Raw genomic sequence first — 23,292 nt, 5'->3', positions numbered from 1 at the left:
TAGTCGATTCCTGCCGACCCATTGCACGATCCTGCGCGTCGGTATCATAAAATTTGCTATCGATCCGGTCGAAACCCGGGAAGTTGAAACAAAAGGTTTCAAGCAAGTTTCCACAGCATTGCAGCGTCATGGCCCTTTGCGTCGTGCAGGATCAGGCAAGCTTTCAACAGGATGTTGCTATCGCTGTGCCTTGCACAAACATAAGCTTTTGTTCATCGCTCCCTATCGCTTGAGGATCCCGGCATGTCGCCACTCGACCACGCCCACGTCCCACTGGACACGTATCTGGAACAACAGCGCGCCGAACTGGCATCGATCATCGACCGCAACACCAGCGAAGACGGAAGCTACGCCACGGCCATCGGCTCACTGAATCTGTCACGGCACAGCCAGCCGCATAAGTTCGCCCCGGTGTTGGCGCAACCGGCGCTGTGCATCATGGCCCAGGGCAGCAAACAGGTGCGCCTGGCGGATGAGTTGTTCAACTACGACCCACTCCATTACCTGGTGGTCTCGGTCTCGATGCCGTTGAGTGGTTGCGTTGCCGACGTTTCGCCCGAGCAACCCATCCTGGCCCTGCGCCTGGACATCGACCCGGCGGAAATCACCGCATTGATCGCCGACGCCGGCCCCCTGGGCGTACCGACCCGCCCCGCCGGGCGCGGGCTGTATGTCGAACGCCTGGACACGCCAATGCTCGACGCCGTACTGCGCCTGGCACGGTTGCTCGATACGCCGAAAGACATCGCCATGCTCGCGCCGCTGGTTCGCCGGGAAATCCTCTATCGTCTGCTGCGCAGTCCCCAGGGTTATCGGCTGTACGAAATCGCCATCGCCAACAGTCAGAGCCATCGCATCAGCCAGGCGATCAAATGGCTCAACGGCCATTTCGAACAGCCGCTGCGCATCGATGACCTGGCCCGGGAAGTGAACCTCAGCGTCTCGACCCTGCACCACCGCTTCAAGGCCATGACCGCCATGAGCCCGCTGCAATACCAGAAGCAACTGCGCTTGCAGGAAGCCCGGCGGCTGATGCTGGCCGAAGGGCTGGAAGCTTCGGCGGCGGGCTATCGGGTGGGTTATGAAAGCCCTTCGCAGTTCAGCCGCGAGTACAGCCGATTGTTCGGCGCGCCGCCGTTGCGGGACTTGGCGCGGTTGCGGATGACGGTTTGATCTGGGTTTGCATTGCCTTTTGAAATCAGGCAGCGAGCACCCGACATGCCTGCGCCGGTATGGTCACCGACACCGCATGCCCGATGCCCAGGTCCATGCCCTGGCACGGCGTGCTCAGTGCCGTGAACGAGATTCCAGAACACTCCACCGTGGTCTCGATCGTCGCACCGATGTCGCGCACGAACGTGACCTTGCCCAGCAACCGGTTGCCCACCGTGGCCTGGGGCGCGGACAGTTGCAGGTCTTCGGGGCGCACCAGCAGCTTGATCTTTTCGCCAACCTTGAGGCTATCGCTGGCCGGCACCTCCAGCGCATCGCCACCCGGCAGCCCCACTCGCCCGTTGCCCAGGGTGGTCGCCGGAAAAATGTTGCCAGAGCCGATGAAGTCGGCGACGAACTCATTGGCCGGGTGCCGGTAGATCTCGATCGGCGTACCGACCTGTTGCACCCGATGTTCCCCCAGCACCACGACGATGTCGGCCATGGTCATGGCTTCGCGCTGATCATGGGTCACCAGGATCGTGGTGATGTTCAACCGCTGCTGCAGTTGGCGGATTTCCACTTGCATCGACTCGCGCAGCTTGGCGTCCAGGGCCGACAGCGGTTCGTCCAGCAAGAGGATCTTCGGCCGGGCAGCAATGGCCCGGGCAATCGCCACGCGCTGGCGTTGGCCGCCGGACAGTTTGGCCACGGGCCGGTCGATCATCGCCTGGAGCTGGATCAGTTCCAGCAACTCCACCACCCGCGCTTGTTGCTCGGCCTTGCCCACACCCCGAAGCTTCAGCGGATAGGCGATGTTCTCGCCGACGGTCATGTGGGGAAACAGCGCCAGCGATTGAAACACCATGCCGAAGTTACGCAGGTGCGCCGGGGTATGGCCGATGTCTTGCCCATCCAGGCGGATTTCACCACCGCTGAGGCTTTCCAGGCCGGCGATCATGCGCAGCAAAGTGGTCTTGCCACAGCCTGAAGGCCCGAGAAAGCACACCAGTTTTCCTTCGGGCAAATGCAGGTTCACGTCCTTCACCGCACAGGCCGAGCCGTAATGTTTCTCGACGTTTTCCAGTATCAGTCCAGTCATGTCTTCACCTTGAAATCAAAAGGAAACGCCGCCCTCGCCCACCAGCCTCTCCAACGCCCAGATCAGCACGAAGTCGATCAGCACGATGAGCACGGCAAACGAGAAAACGGTGGGGTCCAGCGACGACACGGTGCGGCTGTACATCCAGATCGGCACGGTCATGACATCGATGGTGTAGAGGAAATAGGTCACGGTGAATTCGTTGAACGAGACAATGAACGCCAGCAGCATCCCGGCGAGAATTCCCGACTTCATCAATGGCACCACCACGTCGACGATGGCCCGCCGCGGTGTCGCCCCGAGCATTCGCGCGGCTTCTTCGACTTCGCTGCCGATGCCAAGCATGGCGGCGGTGCAGTTCTTCACCACGAACGGCAAGGCGAGGATCACGTGGGCAATGACCAGCCGCGAGGTGGTCATCTGGAACGGCAGGCTGTCGAACACCAACAGCAGCGCCAACCCCAGCACCACCATGGGAAACACCAACGGCAGCGACATCAGTTGCAGCGCCACAGCCTTGCCACGGAACTCGCAACGGGTCAGCGCGTAGGCCGCCGGCACGGCGATCAGCGTGGCGAAAATCATGGTCAGGCAGGCCACCAACAAACTGGTGCCCATGGCCTGGCCCAGGCTCAGCACATCGCTGGCATCCGGCGATACGAAGGTGTGCCAGGCCGCCCGGTACCATTGCAGGCTGTAGCTGCTCGGCGGAAAGTCCAGGTTCGCGGCGCCGCTGAAGGACATGACGATCATGGTCAGGATCGGCAGCACCGCCAGCAGCAGGATGAAACCCGACAGCAGCCCCACTGCGCGCCCGGTTTCACCGGGCAACAGCGACTGGCGTTTTTTGCTCAACGCGGTCATTGAGAAGCCTCCAGCATCCGCCGACGACGGCCGGTGAAATATTCGGACAGGGTCATGATCATCAACGTGGTGACAATCAGCACCACCCCAGCGGCGGACGCGGCGGGCCAGTTCATCAACGGGGCAATCTGATCGTGGACCATCACCGCCAGCATCGGCACCCGCCGGCCGCCCAACAGCAGCGGCACGACAAAGCTGCTGGCGTTGTAGGCAAACACCAGCGTCGCGCCGGTGATGATGCCCGGCAGGCTCATGGGCAGCACCACTTGGCGAAACACCTGGAAGCGGCTGGCGCCGAGGGTCGCGGCGGCCTCTTCATAGCTGCGGGCGACCCCACGCATGGCGCTGGCGATGGGCAACACGGCCAGGGGGAAGGCCGTCTGGACCAGGCCCATCAACACACCATTCTGGTTGTACAGCAGCATGACCGGTCGCTTGATCAAACCCAGGCCCATGAGCGCCTGATTGAGCATGCCGGCAGGGCCGAGGATCACCAGCCAGCCATAGCTTTGCAGCAGCAGGTTGACCAACAGTGGCAACAGCACCGCCGCCAGGAACACCCGCCGCAACAACGGCGAGGCCAGGCGCGACATGGTGTAGGCCACGGGGATCGCCAGCAGCACAGCAATCACCGCGCTGATCAATGCAAGGCGCAAGGTCAGCAGCAGGGACTTGAGGTAATAAGGCTCCAGCAACTGCTCGTAGCTGGCGAGGCTGAACCCACTCCACTCCGCGCCCTTGGTGCCGACGCTCATGCGCAGCACCAGCAGGCTGGCGGCGATCAGCACGCCGAGAAACAGCATGGACGGCGACAGGAACAGCCAGGCTCGGCCGGTGGGTGAAATCTCCCGGGGTGGACGCATGGATGCGACGCGCTGGGGATGGGTTAACGGTTGGGGTTCCATGGCAAGATCTCGTCAGAGGAACACGACAGGACAAACACAATTTCAAAACAACCCACTTCCCTGTGGAGCGAGCTGGCTCGCGAAGGCGGCAGCACCGTCAACATCTCCTTCAACTGACCTACCGCTATCGCGAGCAAGCTCGCTCCCACACTGGATCTCGGGTGGTCACAGAGGCCGCGTACTCCTCAATTCCCTATGCTGGGCAGGCGGTGTGCAGCGCTTGTTTCAGGAAGAGAAGATTTCCGTGTACCGACGAATCCACTGGTCATGCACCGTCGCCAGGAAGGCGTTGTCATGCATGATCGCTTTGTCGGCGATTTGCTCCGGGGTGAGGATGTAGGGGCTCTTGCGCGCTTCGCTGGAGATGATGGCCTTGGCGTTGACCGGGCCGTTGAAGATGTCTTCGGCCATCTTGCCCTGCACCAGCGGGTCGAGGGAGTGGTCGATGAAGGCGTAGGCCAGGTCGGTGTCGCCCGGGCGGTTTTTTGGCATGACCGAGAGCATCAGGTCGGTGTAGAAACCTTCCTTCATGCCGAACGTCGCCCCGAGGCCGTAGGCCGGGTCGCGGATCTGCTTGGGGAAAAACGCCGGCGCATACAAGCCGCCCATGTCCAGGGAACCGGTGCGGAACAGCTCGGCGATCTGGTTCGGGTTTTCCCCCAGGGTCACCACCCGATCCTTGAGTTCGGCGAGTTTCTTGAAGCCGGGTTCGATGTTGTGTTCATCACCACCGGCCAGCTTGGCGGCGATGATGATCAGGTCCATGGCCTCGGTCCAGTTTGGCGGCGGCAGGAAAATGTTCGGCGCCAGCTCCGCGTCCCACAGCGCAGCGTAACTGTCCGGTGCCTGCTGCAAGGTACGGGTGCTGTAGACCAGGCTGTTGCACCACAGCAGGTAACCGATGCCATGGCCGCCAGCGCCGGTGCGGTATTGCGCCGGCACGTCAGCCAGGTTGGGAATGCGGTTGAGGTCGGGTTTTTCCAGCAGCCCGGCAACCGCCAGGCCCTCGGCGCCGACGCCTGCCAGGGTGATGATGTCGTACTGCGGCCGGTCGCCACCGGCCTTGAGCTTGGCCACCATCTCCGAGGTACTGCCGGTGCGGTCGGCAATGACCTTGGCCCCGGTCTTGGCCTCGAAGGTGGCGGCGATGTTGCGCAGCGCCGCCAGCCCGGTGTCATCGGACCAGGTCAGCAGGCGCAGGGTCTTGCCGACGAACCGCGTGTCACTGGCCCGCGCACTGATGAACGGCATGCTCATGGCCGCCGCTGCAACCGAAACCACACTTGCAGTCTTGATGAATTGACGTCTGTTCAGATCATGCTCGCCCATGAGGACTCCCTTTATTCTTTTAAGTATGAGGTGGGTAAAAACCGTTGTGCCCGCACCGTTCGGCGTCGACGAAAGCCCCGTATTGCCTGGGCTTTGCCGCCGCCTGCGGCCATCCTGAGGTTGTGCAAAATCCCTGACTATCGAAAAAAACTCATTGGAGCCATGTCCTTGGCGCATGCCTTTTTTCGAGGCATGCATGACCTGAAAACGTGCCGTCAGATCGCCCGGACCACATGCTTGATTTCCTGGAACGCGGCCAACCCCCAAGGTCCCAACTCGCGGCCCAGGCTGCTCTGCTTGTACCCTCCCCACGCCGCCTGGGGAAAAATCACCTGGGGCGCGTTGATCCACACCAGCCCAGCCTGCAACGCGTCGGCCACCTGCCCGGCGGCTTCGGCATCGCGGCTGACCACGCTGGCCACCAGACCGAAACGGCTGTCGTTGGCCAGGGCGATGGCCTGCGCCTGGCTGCTGAAACGGCGTACGCACACCACTGGCCCGAAGATCTCTTCGCACCACAGCGCACTGTCGAGGGGCACGTCAGTGAAGATTGTCGGCTGTAGAAAAAAGCCGCGCGGCAGGTGCGCCGGTCGCTGGCCGCCGCACACCAGGGTCGCTCCGGCGCTCAGGCCTCGGTCGATGTGCCCCAGCACCCGCTGGTATTGCGCCTGGTTGACCAGTGTCCCCATCTCCACGTCCGGATCGAACGGATCGGCTACGCGGATCGCTTCGGCACGGGCCTTGAGCCGGCGCAGGAATTCATCGGCCAGCTCATCGGCCACCAGCACGCGGCTGGTGGCCGAACACATCTGTCCGGCATTGAAGAAAGCGCCGCCACAGGCCAGCTCCACCGCCAGGTCCAGGTCGGCATCCGCCAGTACCAGCAGGGACGATTTACCGCCCAGCTCCAGGCTCACGCCCTTCACCGTTTCCGCCGCCCGTTGCATCACTTGCACGCCCACCGCGTTGCTGCCGGTGAAGGAGATCTTCGCCACGCGCGGGTCCGCCGCCAGCGGCGCGCCCACTGCCAGGCCAGTGCCGCAGACCAGGTTGAAAACCCCGTGGGGCAAGCCGGATTCGGCGATGATCGATGCCAGCGCAAGCTCGGGCAACGGTGTGACCTCCGAGGGCTTGAGCACCACGCAGCAGCCGGCAGCCAATGCCGGGGCGAGTTTCCAGGCCGTGGTGACCATCGGGAAATTCCACGGCACGATCAAGCCGACCACGCCGCACGGTTCGCGGCGCAGGCGTGCGCTGAAATCAGCACTGGGCAATGCCAGCGGACTGTCTTGCCGAGCGTCCAGGCCTTCGGCCAACTCGGCGTAATACTCGAAGGTGGCGATCACATCGTCGACATCGATGGCCGCTTCGAACAACGGTTTGCCGTTGTTGCTCGATTGCAATTGCATCAACCGCTCGCGGCCTGCCTGCACGCCGGCGGCAATCCGGCGCAGGATCGCGCCACGCTCGGCGCCGGTGGTGGTCGACCAGTGCGTGAAAGCCTGGGTCGCGGCGTTCAATGCCTGATCGACGGCGCGTTCACCACCGCCATGAACGGTGGTCAGCAGCGCTTCGGTCGCCGGGTTGATCACCCGCAGCGGTTGATCGCCGGCCAACCATTCACCGTTGATGTACAGCCCGTCTTGCGTCGTAGGGAAATTCATTTCGACACCTGCGCCATCCAGGTTGCCTGGTCGATTTCGATCAGCGTCGGGCCCTGCCGGTCGCAAGCGGCGAGCAACGCGGCGTGCAGTTGCGCCACGCCGTCGATGGCTTGCGCAGCGCAGCCCAAAGCCCTAGCGACACCGATGAAATCCGGGGTGTAGATGTCCACGCCCACCGGCTCGATGGCGCGGTTGACCATGTATTTCTTGATCTCTTCGTAGCCCTGGTTATTCCACAGCAGCACGATCACCGGCGTGCGCGCCTCCACCGCGCTGGCCAGTTCCGGCAGGGTGAACTGCAACCCGCCATCGCCAATCAAACACACCACCGCCGGGCGACCATGGCCCCGGTCCTTGCCGCCAAGCCAGGCGCCAATGGCCGCCGGCAAGGCGTAGCCGAGGGTGCCGTAGCCGGTGGATGAATTGAACCAGCGGCGTGGCTGCTCCGGGTTGAAGGTCAGGTTGCCGGTGTACACCGGTTGGGTCGAATCGCCGACGAACACCGCCTCCGGCAGTGCTTGCAAGACGGTGTCGAGAAACAAGGTCTGGGCGCGGGTCGCGGCGTCCCAACTGCCTTGAAGCTCTGCGCGCAACCGGGCGGCACGCGTCGTGCCCCAATCGTCACGGCGCTCGGCCAAGGGGTGCTGGCTCAGCGCATCGAGCACGGCCCGGGTGGCGACGCGAGCGTCGGCCACCAGCGCCAGGTGCGGCGGGTAGTTGCGCACGGTCTGGTCCGGGTCGATGTCGATGCGCAGCAACGCACCGGGAATCTCGAAGCCGCCGGCGAAGGTGATGTCGTAGTCGGTCTCGGCCAGCTCGGTGCCGATGGCCAGCACCACATCCGCTTCGGCCACCAACGCGCGGGTGGCGACCAGGCTCTGCGTGGAGCCGATCAGCAACGGATGCCGGGACGGTAACAGGCCCTTGGCATTGATGGTCAACGCCACGGGTGCGCCGAGACGTTCGGCCAGTTCAGTCAATTCGGCCGCCGCGTCGATGGCACCGCCGCCGGCCAGGATCAACGGCCGTTGAGCCGATGCCAACTTTGCAGCCATTTGCGCCACGGCACTCGGCGCAGCACCGGCACGGTTGATGTTCACCGGCACACTGGCGAGCAAGGCATCGGCGTCTTCGACCAGCACGTCCAACGGAATTTCAATGTGCACCGGCCGCGGGCGCCCAGCCTGGAACACGGCGAACGCCCGGGCCAGCACACCGGGCAATTCAGCGGCGGACATCAGCGTGTGGGAAAACGCCGCGACACCGCCCACCAATGCAGCCTGGTTCGGCAGTTCATGCAACTTGCCGCGCCCGCCGCCCAACTGGTTGCGCGACTGCACGCTGGAGATCACCAGCATCGGGATCGAATCGGCGTAGGCCTGGCCCATGGCGGTGGTGATGTTGGTCATGCCGGGGCCGGTGATGATGAAACACACGCCGGGCTTGCCGCTGACCCGGGCGTAACCGTCGGCCATGAAACCTGCGCCCTGTTCATGACGCGGGGTCACATGGCGGATGTTGGAACGGGCCAGCCCGCGGTACAACTCGACGGTGTGCACGCCAGGAATGCCGAACACCTGCTCCACGCCATACGCGTGGAGTAACTTGACCAATACTTCGCCGCACGTCGCCATTGCCATTGCCTTTTCGTGTCGTGTAAAGGGCCTCGCACGGCATGCGGCGGGACCCTTTTTCTGTCTTGGGAATGGCGTTATTGGAACGGTCCGACCATAGCGGCAACAATGGATAAAAAGTCATACTAGCCATGTCCTCACGTCATGGCTTGGATCCGAAATGAAACGACTTCCCCCGCTGCCGGCGCTGCACACATTTCTGATCACGGCCCAATGCTGCAATTTCACCCGGGCCGCCGAACAACTGCATATCACCCAAGGCGCGGTGAGCCGGCAGATCGCCGGGCTGGAAGATCATCTGGGCTATGCACTGTTCCAGCGCCAGGCACGCGGCCTGACCCTGACTGCCGAAGGCCAGGCGTGGCTACCCCGGGTGCAGCAGGTGTTCAGACTGATCGGCGAAGCGGTTGAGCAGGTCGGCGAAAAACGCCAGACCCTGCAACTCAAGGCCCCGACCTGCGTGATGCGCTGGCTGCTGCCGCGCCTGTTGCAATGGCAGAAGGAACGACCGGACGTGCCGGTGGAACTGACCACCACGGTCAGGCACGGCGTGGATTTCCAGCGCGAAGCCTTCGACGCCGCGGTGGTCTATGGCCCAGCACCCGACGCCTCGCTGGCGTGCGTACATCTGTTCGATGAACAACTGACGCCCGTCTGCTCCCGTCCGATCCTGGAAGGGCCGGTGCCGCTGCATGAACCCGCCGACCTGCAACAACACGTGCTGCTGCACCCCACCCGTGACGAGCGCGACTGGAACGCCTGGCTGAAGGCAGCCGATGTGCACTTGAGCAATGTCAGCAAGGGCCAGCATTTCGAAACCCTGGACCTGGCGATGTCCATGGCTTCCCAAGGCACGGGCGTGGCAATTGGCGACTGGTCGCTGATCGGCGATGACTTGAGCGCCGGCCGACTGGTGATGCCGTTTGAACTGAAGGTCAAGACCGGGCTGGGTTATCACTTGGTGCATCCGCACAAACCCGAAGTGTCAGGGCCGTTGCAGGCCTTGATGGGGTGGTTGGTGGAGCAGGCCAAGGCGCGGTAAGCGTCAGCCACCCAGATCATTCAAGGATGAACAGGACCGTGGCGAGGGAGCTTGCTCCCGCTGGGTTGCGCAGCAACCCCTGGGTCTGCCTGGGGCACTGCGGCGGCAGGTAGATGATGGGGCTGCTGCGCAGCCCAGCGGGAGCAAGCTCCCTCGCCACATGATCACACCAGGCTCAAGTGATCAGTACGGGCTTGTCAGAGCAGATTAGGCGCCTGCACCGGCTCGATCTGCGCCCAATGCGATGTGTCTTCGCGATGCTATTGATGGGGTGGTTGGTGGAGCAGGCACAGGCGCGGTAGGCGTCAGCCACCCAGATCATTCAAGGATGAACAGGACCGTGGCGAGGGAGCTTGCTCCCGCTGGGTTGCGCAGCAACCCCTGGGGTCTGCCTGGGGCACTGCGGCGGCAGGTAGATGATGGGGCTGCTGCGCAGCCCAGCGGGAGCAAGCTCCCTCGCCACATGATCACACCAGGCTCAAATGATCAGTACGGGCTTGTCAGAGCAGATTAGGCGCCTGCACCGGCTCGATCTGCGCCCAATGCGATGTGTCTTCGCGATGCTATTGATGGGGTGGTTGGTGGAGCAGGCACAGGCGCGGTAGGCGTCAGCCACCCAGATCATTCAAGGATGAACAGGACCGTGGCGAGGGAGCTTGCTCCCGCTGGGTTGCGCAGCAACCCCTGGGGTCTGCCTGGGGCACTGCGGCGGCAGGTAGATGATGGGGCTGCTGCGCAGCCCAGCGGGAGCAAGCTCCCTCGCCACATGATCACACCAGGCTCAAGAGATCAGTACGGGCTTGTCAGAGCAGATTAGGCGCCTGCACCGGCTCGATCTGCGCCCAATGCGATGTGTCTTCGCGATGCTGCTGCAGATACGGCAACACGGCACCCAGCAACGGCGCCTTGAATGCCTCCTGGAAACGATGGGCCAGGCCCGGGATCAGCTTCAACTGGCTGCCCTGGATGTGCGCCGCCAAGTGCACGCCGTGCATCACCGGCAGCAACGGGTCGGCGGTGCCGTGGATAACCAGGGTCGGCACGCGCAGTTGATCGAGCAGCGTCACCCGGCTTGGCTCGGCCATGATCGCCATGATCTGACGCTTTACGCCCTCGGGGTTGAAGGCCCGGTCATAGGCCACTGCGGCCTGATGCAGCAGCGCCTCGCGGTCGTCGACCACCATCGGGCTGCCGAGGGCGGCCAGCAGATCGGCCTGCTGTTCCAGGGCCATTTCGCGATTCGGCGCACCGCGCCGGGACAACAGTTGCACCAGCCTTTCGCTGGGCGCCGGCAGGCCTGCGGCGCTGGAACTGGTCATGATCAGGGTCAGGCTTTCAACCCGCTCGGGGGCCATGGCCGCCATGTGCTGGGCGATCATCCCGCCCATGCTTACCCCCAGTACGTGGAAGCTTTGCACGTGCAAGGCGTCCATCAGCCCCAGTCCGTCGTCAGCCATGTCGGTCAAGGTATAGGGCGCGGCCACGGGCAAGCCGAGTTTGTAGCGCAGGGCTTCAAAGGTCAGGTTGGCGCTGCCGGGCGCTTGGCGCCAGGTGGACAGGCCGACGTCGCGGTTGTCGTAGCGAATCACCCGGAAACCTTGCTCGCACAGGGCGACCACCACTTCGTCCGGCCAATGGATCAACTGCCCACCCAGGCCCATCACCAGCAACAGCGCCGGATCCGAGGCACGGCCAACGCTCTGGTAGGCCAGGCTCACCTGAGCCAGATCGACCCGTTGGGTCGCAACATTGATGTCACACCGAGAAGCCGCCATCGACGGCAGGCCGAAAAACAACGCGGCCAGGAAAATGAATACACGCATGAAGAAACACCGAAACGCAGAACCCCAGTAGAGCGCGAGTCTGATGAAGTTTGTTCAAGCGCGCTGCCACAATTGCGTGACAGTTTGATGAAGATTGCCGAGTGGTGATCTGAAGCCATGTGGGCACCTGTTTGGACCGGGGACATGGTGGACACCCTGTGGCGAGGGAGCTTGCTCCCGCTGGGTTGCGCAGCAACCCCCGGGGCTCTGCCTGGGGCACTGCGGCGACAGATAGATGTTGGGGCTGCTGCGCAGCCCAGCGGGAGCAAGCTCCCTCGCCACAAAAAAGCTCCCCTTGCCAGGGACAGGGTGCTCGCCCACAACTCCGAGCCTCAGGCCAACTGGCTGCGCAACTGCCGCGCCGCCGCCACCATATTCACCAATGCCGCTTCCGTTTCCGGCCAGCCCCGGGTTTTCAACCCACAGTCGGGGTTGATCCACAACCGCTCGGCGGCGATCCGTTTTACCGCCTTGCTCATCAGCGCAACCATCTCGGCCGTGTCCGGCACCCGTGGCGAGTGGATGTCGTAGACGCCCGGGCCGATGTCGTTCGGGTAGTCGAACGCCTCGAACGCCTCCAGCAATTCCATGTCCGAACGCGAGGTCTCGATGGTGATGACATCGGCGTCCATGTCGGCGATGGCCTTGATCACGTCGTTGAATTCGCTGTAGCACATGTGGGTATGGATCTGGGTTTCATCAGCCACCCCCGACGCGCACAAACGGAACGCGTCAACCGCCCAGTCCAGGTACTCCTGCCATTGCCCGCGACGCAGCGGCAACCCTTCGCGGAACGCCGCCTCGTCGATCTGCACAATCTTGATCCCGGCCTTTTCCAGGTCCAGCACTTCGTCCCGCAGGGCCAGGGCCAGTTGTCGGGCCTGGACCTGGCGCGACACGTCTTCACGGGGGAACGACCACATCAGCATGGTCACGGGGCCGGTGAGCATGCCTTTCATGATCTTGTCGGTCAGGCTTTGCGCGTAGCGGATCCAGTCGACGGTCATGGCGCTCGGCCGACTGATGTCGCCATAGATGATCGCCGGTTTCACGCAGCGCGAACCGTAGCTCTGCACCCAACCGAAACGGGTGAAGACGTAGCCGTCCAGGTGCTCGGCGAAGTATTCCACCATGTCGTTGCGCTCGGCTTCACCGTGCACCAGCACATCCAGGCCCAGGCGTTCCTGGATCTGCACGGCATGGCGGATCTCGGTGTGCATGGCGTCCTGATAGTCATTGGCCGACAGCTTGCCTTGCTTGTAGGCCTGACGCGCCAGGCGAATCGCCGGGGTCTGCGGGAAGGAGCCGATGGTGGTGGTGGGAAAGGCAGGCAGTTTCAGACGGGCGCGCTGGCGTTCGATGCGCTTGGCAAACGGCGAGCGCCGCTGACTGTCCTGTGGCCCGATTGCCGCCAGGCGCGCCTGGACCGCGGGTTTGTGAATGCGCGCCGAACGGGCGCGACTGGCCTGCACCTCGCGGCTGTCGGCCAAGGCCTGTTGCACAGCGGGCGCGTGTGGATCGTTCAGGGCATCGCGCAGCACCGCGACTTCACCACACTTCTGCACGGCAAAGGCCAGCCAGCTCTTGAGTTCCGGATCGAGGCGGTCTTCACGCTCCAGGTCCACCGGGCTGTGCAACAGCGAGCATGAGGTGCTGACCCAGAGGTTGTCGCCAAAGCGCTCCTGGGCCGGTTGCAGCTGCGCCAGCGCCTGTTCCAGTTCACAGCGCCAGACGTTGCGGCCATTGACCAGGCCCACCGACAGAATCTTGTAGGTCGGCAGGCGGTCCAGCACCTGGCCCAGTTGTTCCGGGGCGCGCACCGCGTCGATGTGCAAGCCATCCACCGGCAGGCTGACCGCCAGGCCGAGGTTGTCTTGCAGGCCACTGAAATAGGTGGCCACGAGTTTTTTCAGCGGCGAGTACTGGAGGATGTGATAAGCCCGTTCGAAAGCGCTCTTCCAGGCTTGAGGCAGGTCGAGGGTGAGGATCGGTTCGTCGATCTGTACCCACTCCACGCCCTGGGCCTTGAGACGGTTGAGGATCTCCCCGTAGACCGGCAGCAGGCGCTCCAGCAGGCCGAGCTTGTCGAACGCCTCGCCCTTGGCCTTGCCCAGCCACAAGTAGGTCAACGGGCCGATGATCACCGGTTTGACCTGATGGCCCAAGGCATGGGCCTCGTCCACTTCATCGAACAACTGTTCCCAGCTCAGGGCGAAGGTCTGGTCGGCGGAAAACTCCGGGACCAGGTAGTGGTAGTTGGTGTCGAACCACTTGGTCAGTTCCTGGGCGTATTGCGCCTGGCCGTGGTCGGCCCCGCAGCAACTGGCCGTGGCGCCACGGGCCATGGCGAACAGGGTGTCGAGGGTCGGTCGGCCCTGGGCATTCAAGGTGCTGTGGAAACGCTGTGGCACGACGCCCAGGGTCAGGGAATGGCTGAGCACTTGGTCGTACCAGGCAAAGTCGCCGACGGGCAGCAGGTCGATGCCGGCGTCTTTCTGCAATTGCCAGTGCCGGGCCCGCAGTTCGCGACCCACCGCCTGCAACGCGGCCGGGGCCAGGTCACCTTTCCAATAGGCTTCGAGGGCTTTTTTCAGTTCGCGGTCGGCGCCGATGCGAGGGAAACCGAGAGTGTGGGCCAGGGCCATGGTGTGCGTCCTCCTGTAAAAGATGGCGCCATTGTCGACAGCCGACCCTACATGAGACAAACTCAACCTTTTCGTGTTGATCACAAGTTTTACTCATGGAGCAACTCCGGTGCTTGAACTCCGTCACCTCAAGACCCTGCACGCCCTGCGCGAAGCCGACAGCCTGGTCGAAGCCGCCGAACGCCTGCACCTGACCCAGTCCGCCCTCTCCCACCAGTTCAAGGAACTGGAAGAGCGCCTGGGCATGCAGTTGTTCGTGCGCAAGACCAAGCCGGTACGGTTCACCAGCGCCGGCCTGCGCCTGTTGCAACTGGCCGATGCCGCCCTGCCCTTGCTGCGTGGCGCCGAACGGGACATCGCCCGCCTGGCTGGCGGCACCGCCGGACGGCTGCACATGGCCATCGAGTGCCATAGCTGCTTCCAGTGGTTGATGCCGACCATCGACCAATTCCGCGATGCCTGGCCGGAAGTCGAACTGGACCTGGCTTCGGGCTTCGCTTTCGCGCCGTTGCCAGCCCTGGCCCGGGGCGACCTCGACCTGGTGGTGACCTCCGACCCGCTGGAGCTGGCCGGCATCACCTACGTGCCATTGTTCACCTACGAAGCGATGCTCGCCGTGGCCAACCAGCATCGACTGGCGGGCAAGCCCTACATCGTGCCCGAGGACCTGATCAGCGAAACCCTGATCACCTACCCGGTGGAGCGCGACCGGCTGGACATCTTCACCCGTTTCCTGGAACCGGCCGACATCGAACCGGCCCAGGTGCGCACCTCTGAACTGACGGTGATGATGATGCAACTGGTGGCCAGCGGTCGCGGTGTCTGCGGCATGCCGCACTGGGCCCTGCATGAATACAGCTCGCGGGGTTACGTGAAGGCCAAGCGGCTGGGGGAGAAAGGCTTGTTTGCCACGCTCTACGCGGCGGTGCGCACCGACATGCTCGACGCGCCGTACATGCGCGATTTTTTGCTGACGGCCAAGGACACGTCGTTTTCCACGTTGGACGGGGTCAGTGCCGTGCGCTGACTGCTTTTTGTGGCGAGGGAGCTTGCTCCCGCTGGGCTGCGCAGCAGCCCCCTCTGAAGCTCACTCAATCAACCTGATCCACCGTGTCGCCGGGTTCTAGGGCCGCTGCGCGCCCCAGCGGGAGCAAGCTCCCTCGCCACAGGGAATTGGGCACGGCGTGGGTTAAAGGAATGCCTCGAATCAGTGTCAGTCTCAAGAGCCAATCGGTTGGTCGACCGGGATGCTTTTGGGCTTTTGGGCTTTTGGGCTTTTGGGCTTTTGGGCTTTTGGGCTTTTGGGCTTTTGGGCTTTTGGGCTTTTGGGCTTTTGTGGCGAGGGAGCTTGCTCCCGCTTGGGTGCGCAGCGCCCACCTGAAAAGGGGCTGCTGCGCAGCCCAGCGGGAGCAAGCTCCCTCGCCACAAAAAAGCTCAACAGTCATGGCCGGTTGGTTTACAGCTCGAGCCACATGTGGATTTTGTCGAGGTACTCATCGTCCACGCAGATCGCCATCGGTTCGAGGCCGTACAGAACGAAACCACAACGCTGGTAGAGCTTGAGCGCCGGGGTGTTGCCGGCGGTGACGGTCAGTTGCACCAGGCGCAGGAAGGGATGACGCCGGGCTTCGGCGAGGGCGGCTTGGACCAGTTGGTAGCCGAGCCCACGATGGCGATGTTCATCGGCGACGTACATGCCGAACAGCAGCGCCTTGTGCCGGGCTTTTTCCCGGGGCTCCAGGGCCAGGCCGACAATGCCGACCAGCTCTTGCTCGACAAACGCCCCCAGCAGCACATCGAGCCGGCTGCCCAGGCGTGACTCCCACCAGTTGATAGGCAGCTTGGCCCGCTCGGTGACGCTGGAGGTGAAGGCTTGGGGATGCAGCGCGTATGCCTGCAGCATCAACTGGCGATACGCCTGGGCATCGCCGGCCCTCAACCGTCGGATGCTCACGCCGAACGCCGTTGCTCAAACATCAGGCGCAACGCCAGCGCACCGAGGACAAACCCCATGAAGTAGCGCTGCGCCGCCAGCCAGGTCGGGTTGTGGACGAACCATGAGGCAATGCCGGCAGCGAACAGGGCAATCAGCAGGTTGACGCTGAAACTGACGCTGATCTGGGTCAGGCCCAGGATAATGCTCTGGGTGAACAGCGAACCGTGTTCCGGGCTGATGAACTGCGGGAACACCGACAGGTAGAACACCGCGATCTTGGGGTTCAGGGCGCTGGTGAAAAAACCCATGGTGATCAACTTGCGTGTCGAGTCCGCTGGCAACTGCTGGGCCTCGAAGGGCGAACGCGCGCCCGGCTTGACCGCCTGCCAGGCCAGCCACAACAGGTACAGCGCACCGGCCCATTTCAATACTTCATAGGCCATGGGCACCGCCAGGAACACCGCCGTCAATCCGGCGGCCGCGGCGAACATGTGCACGAAGAACCCCGCCACCACCCCCTGCAGGGAGGTGACGCCGGCCTTGCGGCCCTGGCAGATCGAACGGGAGATCAGGTAGATCATGTTCGGGCCGGGCGTCAGTACCATCAGCAACGCGGCAGCGGCGAAAATCAACAGGTCCGGCAATGGAATCATGGGCATCAGTCCTTGAGGCGTGAATCAGCAGGCAGCTAGAAGTGTCGTTCGATAAAACGGCAGGATCACCTCGCCTGTCAACGGTGCCAGCAAAAGATTGCTGGCGCCGGCCGGGTCGATCCAGCACACCTCTTCAATTTCGGCTGCCGGCGAAACCGGGGCATCGATGCTCAGCAAAAATACCTCGGCCTGCACGATAAACCCCGGCTCGTTGGCCGCCGGAGCGCTGAACACGCCCAGGTAACGGGCCTGTGCCGGGTCGATCTGCAACCCAAGCTCCTCTTCCAGCTCCCGGGCCAGCGCCTGCACCGGCTGTTCATGGGCCTCGATCTTGCCGCCCGGCTGCATGAAGGCCCGGGTGCCGCGCTTGCGCACCAGCAGGGTTCGCCCGTCCGGCCCGAGCAACAGGGCGGCGGCGATGCGGATGAGGGAAGTGGTCATGATGAGTCAAAGCCTTGGGCAGAAAAATGCCAGGGAGATTACAGACCACGGTGGCAGGGAGCAAAGCCTGGCCCCAGTTTCAGGACCCACGCTTCCCCTTGTGGGAGCGCAATGCTGTTCACTTAAGGCAGTAGATGAATCTGTGGCGAGGGGATTTATCCCCGCTGGTCTGCGAAGCAGCCCCAAAAAAGCTTCAGACATGACTTTTGCCTGACACACCGAGTGTTCAGGTTTGGGGGCTGCTTCGCAGCCCAGCGGGGATAAATCCCCTCGCCACAATGATTCAACCATCCTTAAGTGAACAGCATTGCCTTGTGGGAGCGATGGCGTCGTCCGATCCGCGTCACCCCAAAATCGGCTTCGGCGCCGTAGGGTCGGCTTGCTCTTCGGGGATCTTGACGAACACGCTGTACCGGGCCCCTTCCATCGCTTCGAAGGCGATGAGCTTTTCCACCAGCGGGCCGCTCAGGACCTTGCCGGCGTTGAGCAGCAGCATGCCGTTGTCAGCGTTGAGGTTGCGGGCCAGGATCATGCCGGGCATCAGTTCGCGGGTGGTCTTGACCTCTACCGTCGGGTCGGACAGGGTCACGTCCTCCAAGTATTCCCCACAGGCCTTGATGAAATCCTCGACCATGTCCGGGTCGTACAGCTTGCCGGCGTACTTGCGGATGTAGACCAGCGCTTCGTCGCTGTTCATCTGCCGCTCCAGGATCAACCCGCGCTGCAGCTCGATGAAGTCCACCGCCAGTTTCAACAGCCTCGAACCGAACGGAATGGCCTCGCCCCTGAGGTGCTCGGGGAAGCCGCTGCCGTCCCAACGCTCCTGGTGATGGCGAATGATCCGCGCCGCATCCTTCATCGGGTCCAGGGTCATCAGCAGCGATTCGCTCTGCTTCGGATAGGCCCGATAGAGCTCAAGTTCGTTGTGGTGCAGCAAGTCGGCAGGCGTGACCATCATGTTATCGGTCCAGCTCAGCTTGCCGATGTTGTAGAGCGCCGCGGCCATGGTCAGGTCGCGGTCGGTGGACTCATCGAGGAAATGCAGCCGGCTATAGACCCTGATCAACTCGATGATCTGCCGGTTGGTCTGCTTGGCCTTGGGCAGGCGCAGGTTGGCGATCAGCGAAAACACTTCGGTGCTGGTCACATAACTGCGCTTGAGCTCGTCATAGGCCAAATCGAGCATGTCGGCGGTCTGCTGCAGCTCGGAGGTGCGCGACGCCACGCGTTTTTCCAGGGTGGCGTTAAGGGTCTTGAGTTGCTGGTTCTGCTCGCGATTCAGCGCTTCGAGGCGCTGGCGCTCGCTTTCGGAATGCTGGTGGGACAGGGCCTGGCGCAAGGCCTGCACCAGTTCCTCATCGTTCCAGGGCTTGCTGAGGTAGCGATAGAGTTGCCCCTCGTTGATGGCCTTGGTCATCATGTCCACATCGGCATAACCGGTGAGCAGGATGCGCAAGGTCGATGGGTACAGCTTGCGGATCTCGGCCAGCAGCGTGGCGCCATCCATGTTCGGCATGCGCGCATCGGTCATCACCAGGTCGACCGGCCGCTCCTTGAGAATTTCCAGGGCTCTGGCGCCACTGTCGGCCAGCAGGATCTCGTACGGCTGGCTGCGCAATAGCCGACGCAGGCTATTGAGGATCGACTCTTCGTCATCGACCAACAGCACCGATGGCTTCCTTACCGGAACATCCGGCGATTGATCTTCCATTTGAAACCCCCCTCCTATTCACGACAACCGTTCTACCTTACCCCCGAAATACAGGCTAGTAGATTGCGAACATTTAGACACATTTGCCATCACTGACCGAGCGTATCCCGATGAGACGACTATGCTGTATCCCATGAAGGGCCATGTACAGGCCGAATACTCATGCCAGCGAAAGGGATATCAGATGTTTCCAGGGTTCTATAGTCAGCATCAAAACGGTGCACGGCCATGAGCCTGCCGTTGGATAAAACTAATCGGCGAATCCTGATTGTCGACGACACGCCGACTATCCATGAGGATTTCCGCAAGATCCTCAGCCCCGAGGCGAACACCCAGGACAGCCTGAGCAGCGCCGAAGAGGCCTTGTTCGGCTCGCCCGTGGCGGTTTCTGGTGCGAGTTTCGTGCTCGATTCGGCATTCCAGGGCATGGAAGCCCTGAACAAGGTCGAAACGGCGCTGGCCCAGGGGCAACCCTTCGCCATGGCGTTCATCGACATGCGCATGCCTCCGGGCTGGGACGGCCTGGAAACCATCGAGCGGCTGTGGCGCGCCGACCCCAAGCTGCAAGTCGCCCTGTGCACCGCTTACTCGGACTATTCCTGGGAAGACATTGCCGATCGCCTTGAACTGGGCGACCGCCTGCTCATCCTGAAAAAACCCTTCGACGCCATCGAGATCCGCCAGATGGCCAGTACCTTGACCGTCAAATGGCAAATGACCGAAGACGCGGCGCTGAAAATGGACATGCTCGAGCGCGCAGTCGAGGAACGCACCCGCGAACTGGCCGACGCCAACATCATCGTGCAGAACAGCCCGACCATTCTCTATCGCCTGCGGGGCGAGCCGCCGTTCGCATTGATGTACATCTCCCACAACATCACCAAGTTCGGCCATTCCGCAGCGCAACTGACCAACTCGCCGGACTGGGCGCAAACCCTGATCCACCCCGACGACCAGGAGAAGGTCCATGAGGCCATGGTCCGCGTTCTGGACCGCGACACCGCAGGGGCGTCCATCGAGTTCCGCATGCACACCGGCGACGACACGTACCGCTGGGTAGAGAACCGCTACATCCCGGTGCGCAACGAGCAAGGCCTGTTGCTGGAAATAGAAGGCATCATCCTCGACATTACCGAGCGCAAGCTGGCCGAAGAGAAAATCGCCCTGCTGGCCCGCACCGACGGCCTGACCGGGCTGGCCAACCGCGCCACCATGATCGAGCGCCTGCACCAGGCCTTCGCCGCCGCTCGTCGGGGTGCGGCGCCGTTTGCGATGTTCTACCTGGACCTGGACCACTTCAAACGGATCAACGACACCCTGGGTCACCCCATCGGCGACCTGCTGTTGCAGGAAGTCGCCACACGGATCAAGGCCTGCACCCGGGAAAACGACGTGGTGGCGCGCCTGGGCGGCGACGAGTTCGCCCTCCTGCAACTGGACGTCCATGAAGCGACCCATTGCGCCGCGCTGGCGGGCAAGATCCGCGATGCCCTCGTGGCACCGTACTCCCTGGACGGCAACGACGTGCGGATCTCGGTGAGCATCGGCATCGCCCTGTACACCCCGCAGAGCCTGAGTGCCGACAGCCTGATGGCGCAGTCCGACATGGCCCTGTACCGCTCCAAGGAAAAGGGCCGCAACCAGTACCATTTCCATAACGAGGAAATTAACCAGGAAGTCACCGACCGGGTCGCCCTGGCCAACGATCTGCGCCAAGCCATCGAAAACCAGGAACTGCACCTGCACTACCTGCCGGAAGTCGACCTCGGCACCGGCAAGATCCTCGGCATGGGCGTGCAAGTGCGCTGGAACCACCCCCAACGTGGCTGGCTGGAGCCGGCGGTCTTCATGCCCGCCGCCGAGAAAACCGGGATCATCATTGGCCTCGGGCATTGGGTGCTGGACCAGGCTTGCCAACAAATGCGCCAGTGGCGCGACCAGGGCATGGCGCCCCCGGTAATCGCCATCGACCTGTCCCTGACCCAGCTCAAGACCGGCCCGGAACTGATCTACGACGTGCTGCGCACCACCGCACGCTGGGAACTGGCGCCCTGGGACCTGCGCTTCGACGTCACCGAAGCCACCCTGGCCCAGACCAAGTGGACCCACAACGACGTGCTGCCGCGCCTCTGCGAGTTGGGCGTGCAGATCGCCATCGATGACTTCGGCACCGAGTACTCTTCGTTCGATTACCTCAAGACCTACCGGGTCAATCACCTCAAGCTCGCCCAGCGCTTCCTCGACAGCGCCAACGCCGATCCCGAGAATGCCACGACGTTGCGGGCGATCATCAACTTCGCCCGGGACGTGGGCATCGGGATCATTGCCGAGGGCGTCGAAACCCAGGAGCAACGCACCACGCTGATGTCCAGCGGCGGCGCGATGCAGGCCCAGGGGCATTACTTCAGCACCGTGGTCGACAGCGGCCAGGCCGCCGAACTGCTCAAGGCCGGCACCATCGTTCCGGCGACAGACCACTGGACCCGACCAGCGAGCGAGCTATCGGAGAGCAATCCATGAACCCGATGTCGGTACCTGCCAACCGGCGAATCCTGGTGGTGGACGACACACCGGCGATCCACCAGGACTTTCGCAAGATCCTCAGCCCCAGCGCCGGCAGCGATGACTCACTGGACGACACCGAGAGCCTGCTGTTCGGCACCCCACAGGTCAGCCGGCTGCAATTTCAGATCGACTCGGCCTACCAGGGCGAAGAGGCGCTGGAACTGGTCAAGCGCGCCCAGGCCGAAGGCCAGCCCTATGCGATGGTGTTCGCTGACATGCGCATGCCACCGGGCTGGGACGGCCTGCAAACCATCGAGCGGCTGTGGGAAGCCGACCCGCGCCTGCAAATCGCCCTGTGCACGGCGTTCTCGGATTACTCCTGGGAAACCATGTCCGAACGGATCGAGTTCGACGATCAGTTGCTGATCCTCAAGAAACCCTTCGACACCCTGGAAATCCGCCAGATGGCCAGCGCCATGACTTGGAAGTGGCAGCTGGCCCAGGATGCGGCGAGGAAAATGCGCAGCCTGGAGCGCACGATCGAAGAACGCGTCCAGGAATTGCTCAAGGTATCCCACCTGCTGCAATACGACGTGCTCACCGAGTTGCCCAACAGCATGTTGCTCGGCGATCGCCTGACCCAGGCCATGGCCCAGTGCCGCCGGCACGACCGGCAGCTGGCGGTGATGTTCATCGGCCTGGACCGCTTCAAGCGCATCAATAACGCGCTGGGCCATCCCGTGGGCGATGAAATGCTCAAGCGAGTGGCCCGGGCACTGGCGACCGTGGTGCGTGAATCCGATTCGGTGTTTCGCTACGGTTCCGATGAATTCGTGGTGGTGCTGGGAGACATCGTCGACCCGCAGCAGACCAAAGGCGTGGCCGACAAACTACTGGCGGCCATCAGTTCCCCGCAACCCATCGACGGCCATGACCTGACCGTCACCGCGAGCCTGGGCATCAGCGTGTACCCCTCCGACGGTTTCGACGCCGTGGCGCTGATCAAGAAAGCCGAGACAGCGATGCGCAACGTCAAGGAAACCGGCCCCAACGACTACCGGTTTTTCACCGAAGACATGAACCGCCGGGCGCGACAGCAACAGACCATCGAATCCGGCCTGCGCCTGGGCCTGCAACGCAAGGAGTTCGTGCTGCATTACCAACCCAAGCTCGACCTCAAGAGCGGCAAGGTGGTCGGTGTCGAGGCGCTGGTGCGCTGGAACAGGCCGGATCATGGCCTGGTCTATCCGTCGGATTTCATTCCGGTGGCCGAGGACAGCGGCCTGATCGTTCCGCTGAGCCAATGGGTGCTTCAGGAAGCCTGCCAGCAGGCGTGTCGCTGGCAAGCCCAGGGCATGCGCCCGCTGTACCTGTCGGTGAACGTCTCGGCCATCGATTTTCGCCAGCGCGGCTTCGTCGAAGGCATCGCCCGCACCCTCAAGGAAACCGGCTTGGCTCCGACACAGTTAGAACTGGAGATCACCGAAAGTGTACTGATGCAGAACGTCGATACCACGGTAGCCATCCTCAAGGCCATCAAGCAGCTAGGCATTCGCCTGGCCATCGACGACTTCGGCACCGGCTATTCGAGCCTGAGCTACCTGCAGAAATTTCCGGTGGATGTGTTGAAGATCGACCAGTCGTTCGTCGGTGACCTGAGCATCGACAGCAACGACGCCAAGCTGGTGAGCACCATCATCAGCCTGGGCAAGAGCCTGAACCTGCACATCATTGCCGAAGGTGTGGAAACCCTCGAACAGTTGGAATTTCTCAAGAAGCACCATTGCGAGGAGGTCCAGGGTTATTACTTCAGCAAGGCCGTCGAACCGCAGGCCTTCGCCGACTGGATGACCGAGTGGGAAAAACGCCAGAACCCGTTTTCGTGA

The 23,292-nt window shown here is 62.8% G+C and carries 17 protein-coding genes; 5 read left to right on the top strand and 12 right to left on the bottom strand.

Annotation, left to right across the window (positions count from 1 at the left end; all coding sequences use genetic code 11):
- Nucleotides 1-243 precede the first annotated feature (243 nt).
- Nucleotides 244-1,173 (top strand): AraC family transcriptional regulator, encoded by a 930-nt coding sequence (locus BLT00_RS10160; RefSeq protein ID WP_092145061.1) that lies wholly within the window; start codon nucleotides 244-246, stop codon nucleotides 1,171-1,173.
- A 25-nt stretch (nucleotides 1,174-1,198) separates the two neighbouring features.
- Here BLT00_RS10160 and BLT00_RS10155 read toward each other — a convergent pair whose 3' ends face one another.
- From BLT00_RS10155 to BLT00_RS10130, 6 genes are all read right to left on the bottom strand, one after another.
- A complete protein-coding gene (locus BLT00_RS10155; RefSeq protein WP_092145059.1) occupies nucleotides 1,199-2,254 on the bottom strand; it encodes an ABC transporter ATP-binding protein in 1,056 nt (351 codons plus the stop codon).
- Nucleotides 2,255-2,269: 15 nt separating this feature from the next.
- A complete protein-coding gene (locus BLT00_RS10150; RefSeq protein WP_092145057.1) occupies nucleotides 2,270-3,118 on the bottom strand; it encodes an ABC transporter permease in 849 nt (282 codons plus the stop codon).
- Nucleotides 3,115-4,023, bottom strand: a complete 909-nt coding sequence (locus BLT00_RS10145) for an ABC transporter permease (RefSeq protein WP_092145055.1) — start codon at nucleotides 4,021-4,023, stop codon at nucleotides 3,115-3,117. Before BLT00_RS10145 ends, BLT00_RS10150 begins: the two co-directional genes overlap by 4 nt.
- A 225-nt stretch (nucleotides 4,024-4,248) precedes the next feature.
- Nucleotides 4,249-5,352 carry an extracellular solute-binding protein gene (locus BLT00_RS10140; protein WP_092145053.1) on the bottom strand — a complete coding sequence of 368 codons (1,104 nt, stop codon included), beginning with the start codon at nucleotides 5,350-5,352 and terminating at the stop codon, nucleotides 4,249-4,251.
- A 215-nt stretch (nucleotides 5,353-5,567) separates the two neighbouring features.
- Nucleotides 5,568-7,016: an aldehyde dehydrogenase family protein gene (locus tag BLT00_RS10135; protein WP_092145051.1), complete on the bottom strand. Its 1,449-nt coding sequence runs from the start codon at nucleotides 7,014-7,016 to the stop codon at nucleotides 5,568-5,570.
- Nucleotides 7,013-8,650 carry a 5-guanidino-2-oxopentanoate decarboxylase gene (locus tag BLT00_RS10130; protein WP_092145049.1) on the bottom strand — a complete coding sequence of 546 codons (1,638 nt, stop codon included), beginning with the start codon at nucleotides 8,648-8,650 and terminating at the stop codon, nucleotides 7,013-7,015. Before BLT00_RS10130 ends, BLT00_RS10135 begins: the two co-directional genes overlap by 4 nt.
- Before the next feature lie 160 nt (nucleotides 8,651-8,810).
- On the opposite strand from BLT00_RS10130, the gene BLT00_RS10125 reads away from it, so the two are divergent.
- Nucleotides 8,811-9,692, top strand: a complete 882-nt coding sequence (locus BLT00_RS10125) for a LysR substrate-binding domain-containing protein (RefSeq protein WP_092152517.1) — start codon at nucleotides 8,811-8,813, stop codon at nucleotides 9,690-9,692.
- Between the two features lie 803 nt (nucleotides 9,693-10,495).
- Here BLT00_RS10125 and BLT00_RS10120 read toward each other — a convergent pair.
- Nucleotides 10,496-11,515, bottom strand: a complete 1,020-nt coding sequence (locus BLT00_RS10120; protein ID WP_092146960.1) for an alpha/beta fold hydrolase — start codon at nucleotides 11,513-11,515, stop codon at nucleotides 10,496-10,498.
- 332 nt (nucleotides 11,516-11,847) lie between these two features.
- The gene (gene metE / locus BLT00_RS10115; protein WP_092146958.1) at nucleotides 11,848-14,160 is read right to left on the bottom strand and encodes a 5-methyltetrahydropteroyltriglutamate--homocysteine S-methyltransferase; all 2,313 of its coding nucleotides are present in this window, start codon (nucleotides 14,158-14,160) and stop codon (nucleotides 11,848-11,850) included.
- Between the two features lie 109 nt (nucleotides 14,161-14,269).
- On the opposite strand from metE, the gene metR reads away from it, so the two are divergent.
- Complete coding sequence (gene metR, locus BLT00_RS10110; RefSeq protein WP_058546066.1) at nucleotides 14,270-15,187, top strand: transcriptional regulator MetR; 918 nt, start codon at nucleotides 14,270-14,272, stop codon at nucleotides 15,185-15,187.
- Nucleotides 15,188-15,616: 429 nt separating this feature from the next.
- On the opposite strand, the gene BLT00_RS10100 is transcribed toward metR, so the two are convergent.
- From BLT00_RS10100 to BLT00_RS10085, 4 genes are all read right to left on the bottom strand, one after another.
- A complete protein-coding gene (locus BLT00_RS10100) occupies nucleotides 15,617-16,114 on the bottom strand; it encodes a GNAT family N-acetyltransferase (RefSeq protein ID WP_092146954.1) in 498 nt (165 codons plus the stop codon).
- Nucleotides 16,111-16,749: a LysE family translocator gene (locus tag BLT00_RS10095; protein WP_092146952.1), complete on the bottom strand. Its 639-nt coding sequence runs from the start codon at nucleotides 16,747-16,749 to the stop codon at nucleotides 16,111-16,113. The genes BLT00_RS10100 and BLT00_RS10095 overlap by 4 nt, the downstream gene beginning before the upstream one ends.
- Before the next feature lie 24 nt (nucleotides 16,750-16,773).
- Nucleotides 16,774-17,190: an NUDIX hydrolase gene (locus BLT00_RS10090; RefSeq protein ID WP_092146950.1), complete on the bottom strand. Its 417-nt coding sequence runs from the start codon at nucleotides 17,188-17,190 to the stop codon at nucleotides 16,774-16,776.
- A 343-nt stretch (nucleotides 17,191-17,533) separates the two neighbouring features.
- A complete protein-coding gene (locus BLT00_RS10085; RefSeq protein WP_092146948.1) occupies nucleotides 17,534-18,901 on the bottom strand; it encodes a response regulator c-di-GMP phosphodiesterase, NosR family in 1,368 nt (455 codons plus the stop codon).
- A 228-nt stretch (nucleotides 18,902-19,129) separates the two neighbouring features.
- On the opposite strand from BLT00_RS10085, the gene BLT00_RS10080 reads away from it, so the two are divergent.
- Both BLT00_RS10080 and BLT00_RS10075 read left to right on the top strand, forming a co-directional pair.
- Nucleotides 19,130-21,421, top strand: coding sequence for a GGDEF/EAL domain-containing response regulator (locus BLT00_RS10080; protein ID WP_092146946.1), 2,292 nt, complete (start codon nucleotides 19,130-19,132; stop codon nucleotides 21,419-21,421).
- Entirely contained in the window at nucleotides 21,418-23,292 is a 1,875-nt protein-coding gene (locus tag BLT00_RS10075) for a putative bifunctional diguanylate cyclase/phosphodiesterase (protein ID WP_092146944.1), read from the top strand. The genes BLT00_RS10080 and BLT00_RS10075 overlap by 4 nt, the downstream gene beginning before the upstream one ends.

The organism is Pseudomonas sp. NFACC51 (genome assembly GCF_900103575.1).
GTDB lineage: Bacteria > Pseudomonadota > Gammaproteobacteria > Pseudomonadales > Pseudomonadaceae > Aquipseudomonas > Aquipseudomonas fluorescens_Q.
The sequence above is the reverse complement of the archived record's forward strand: the minus strand, read 5'-3'. Positions and strand labels throughout refer to the sequence as shown.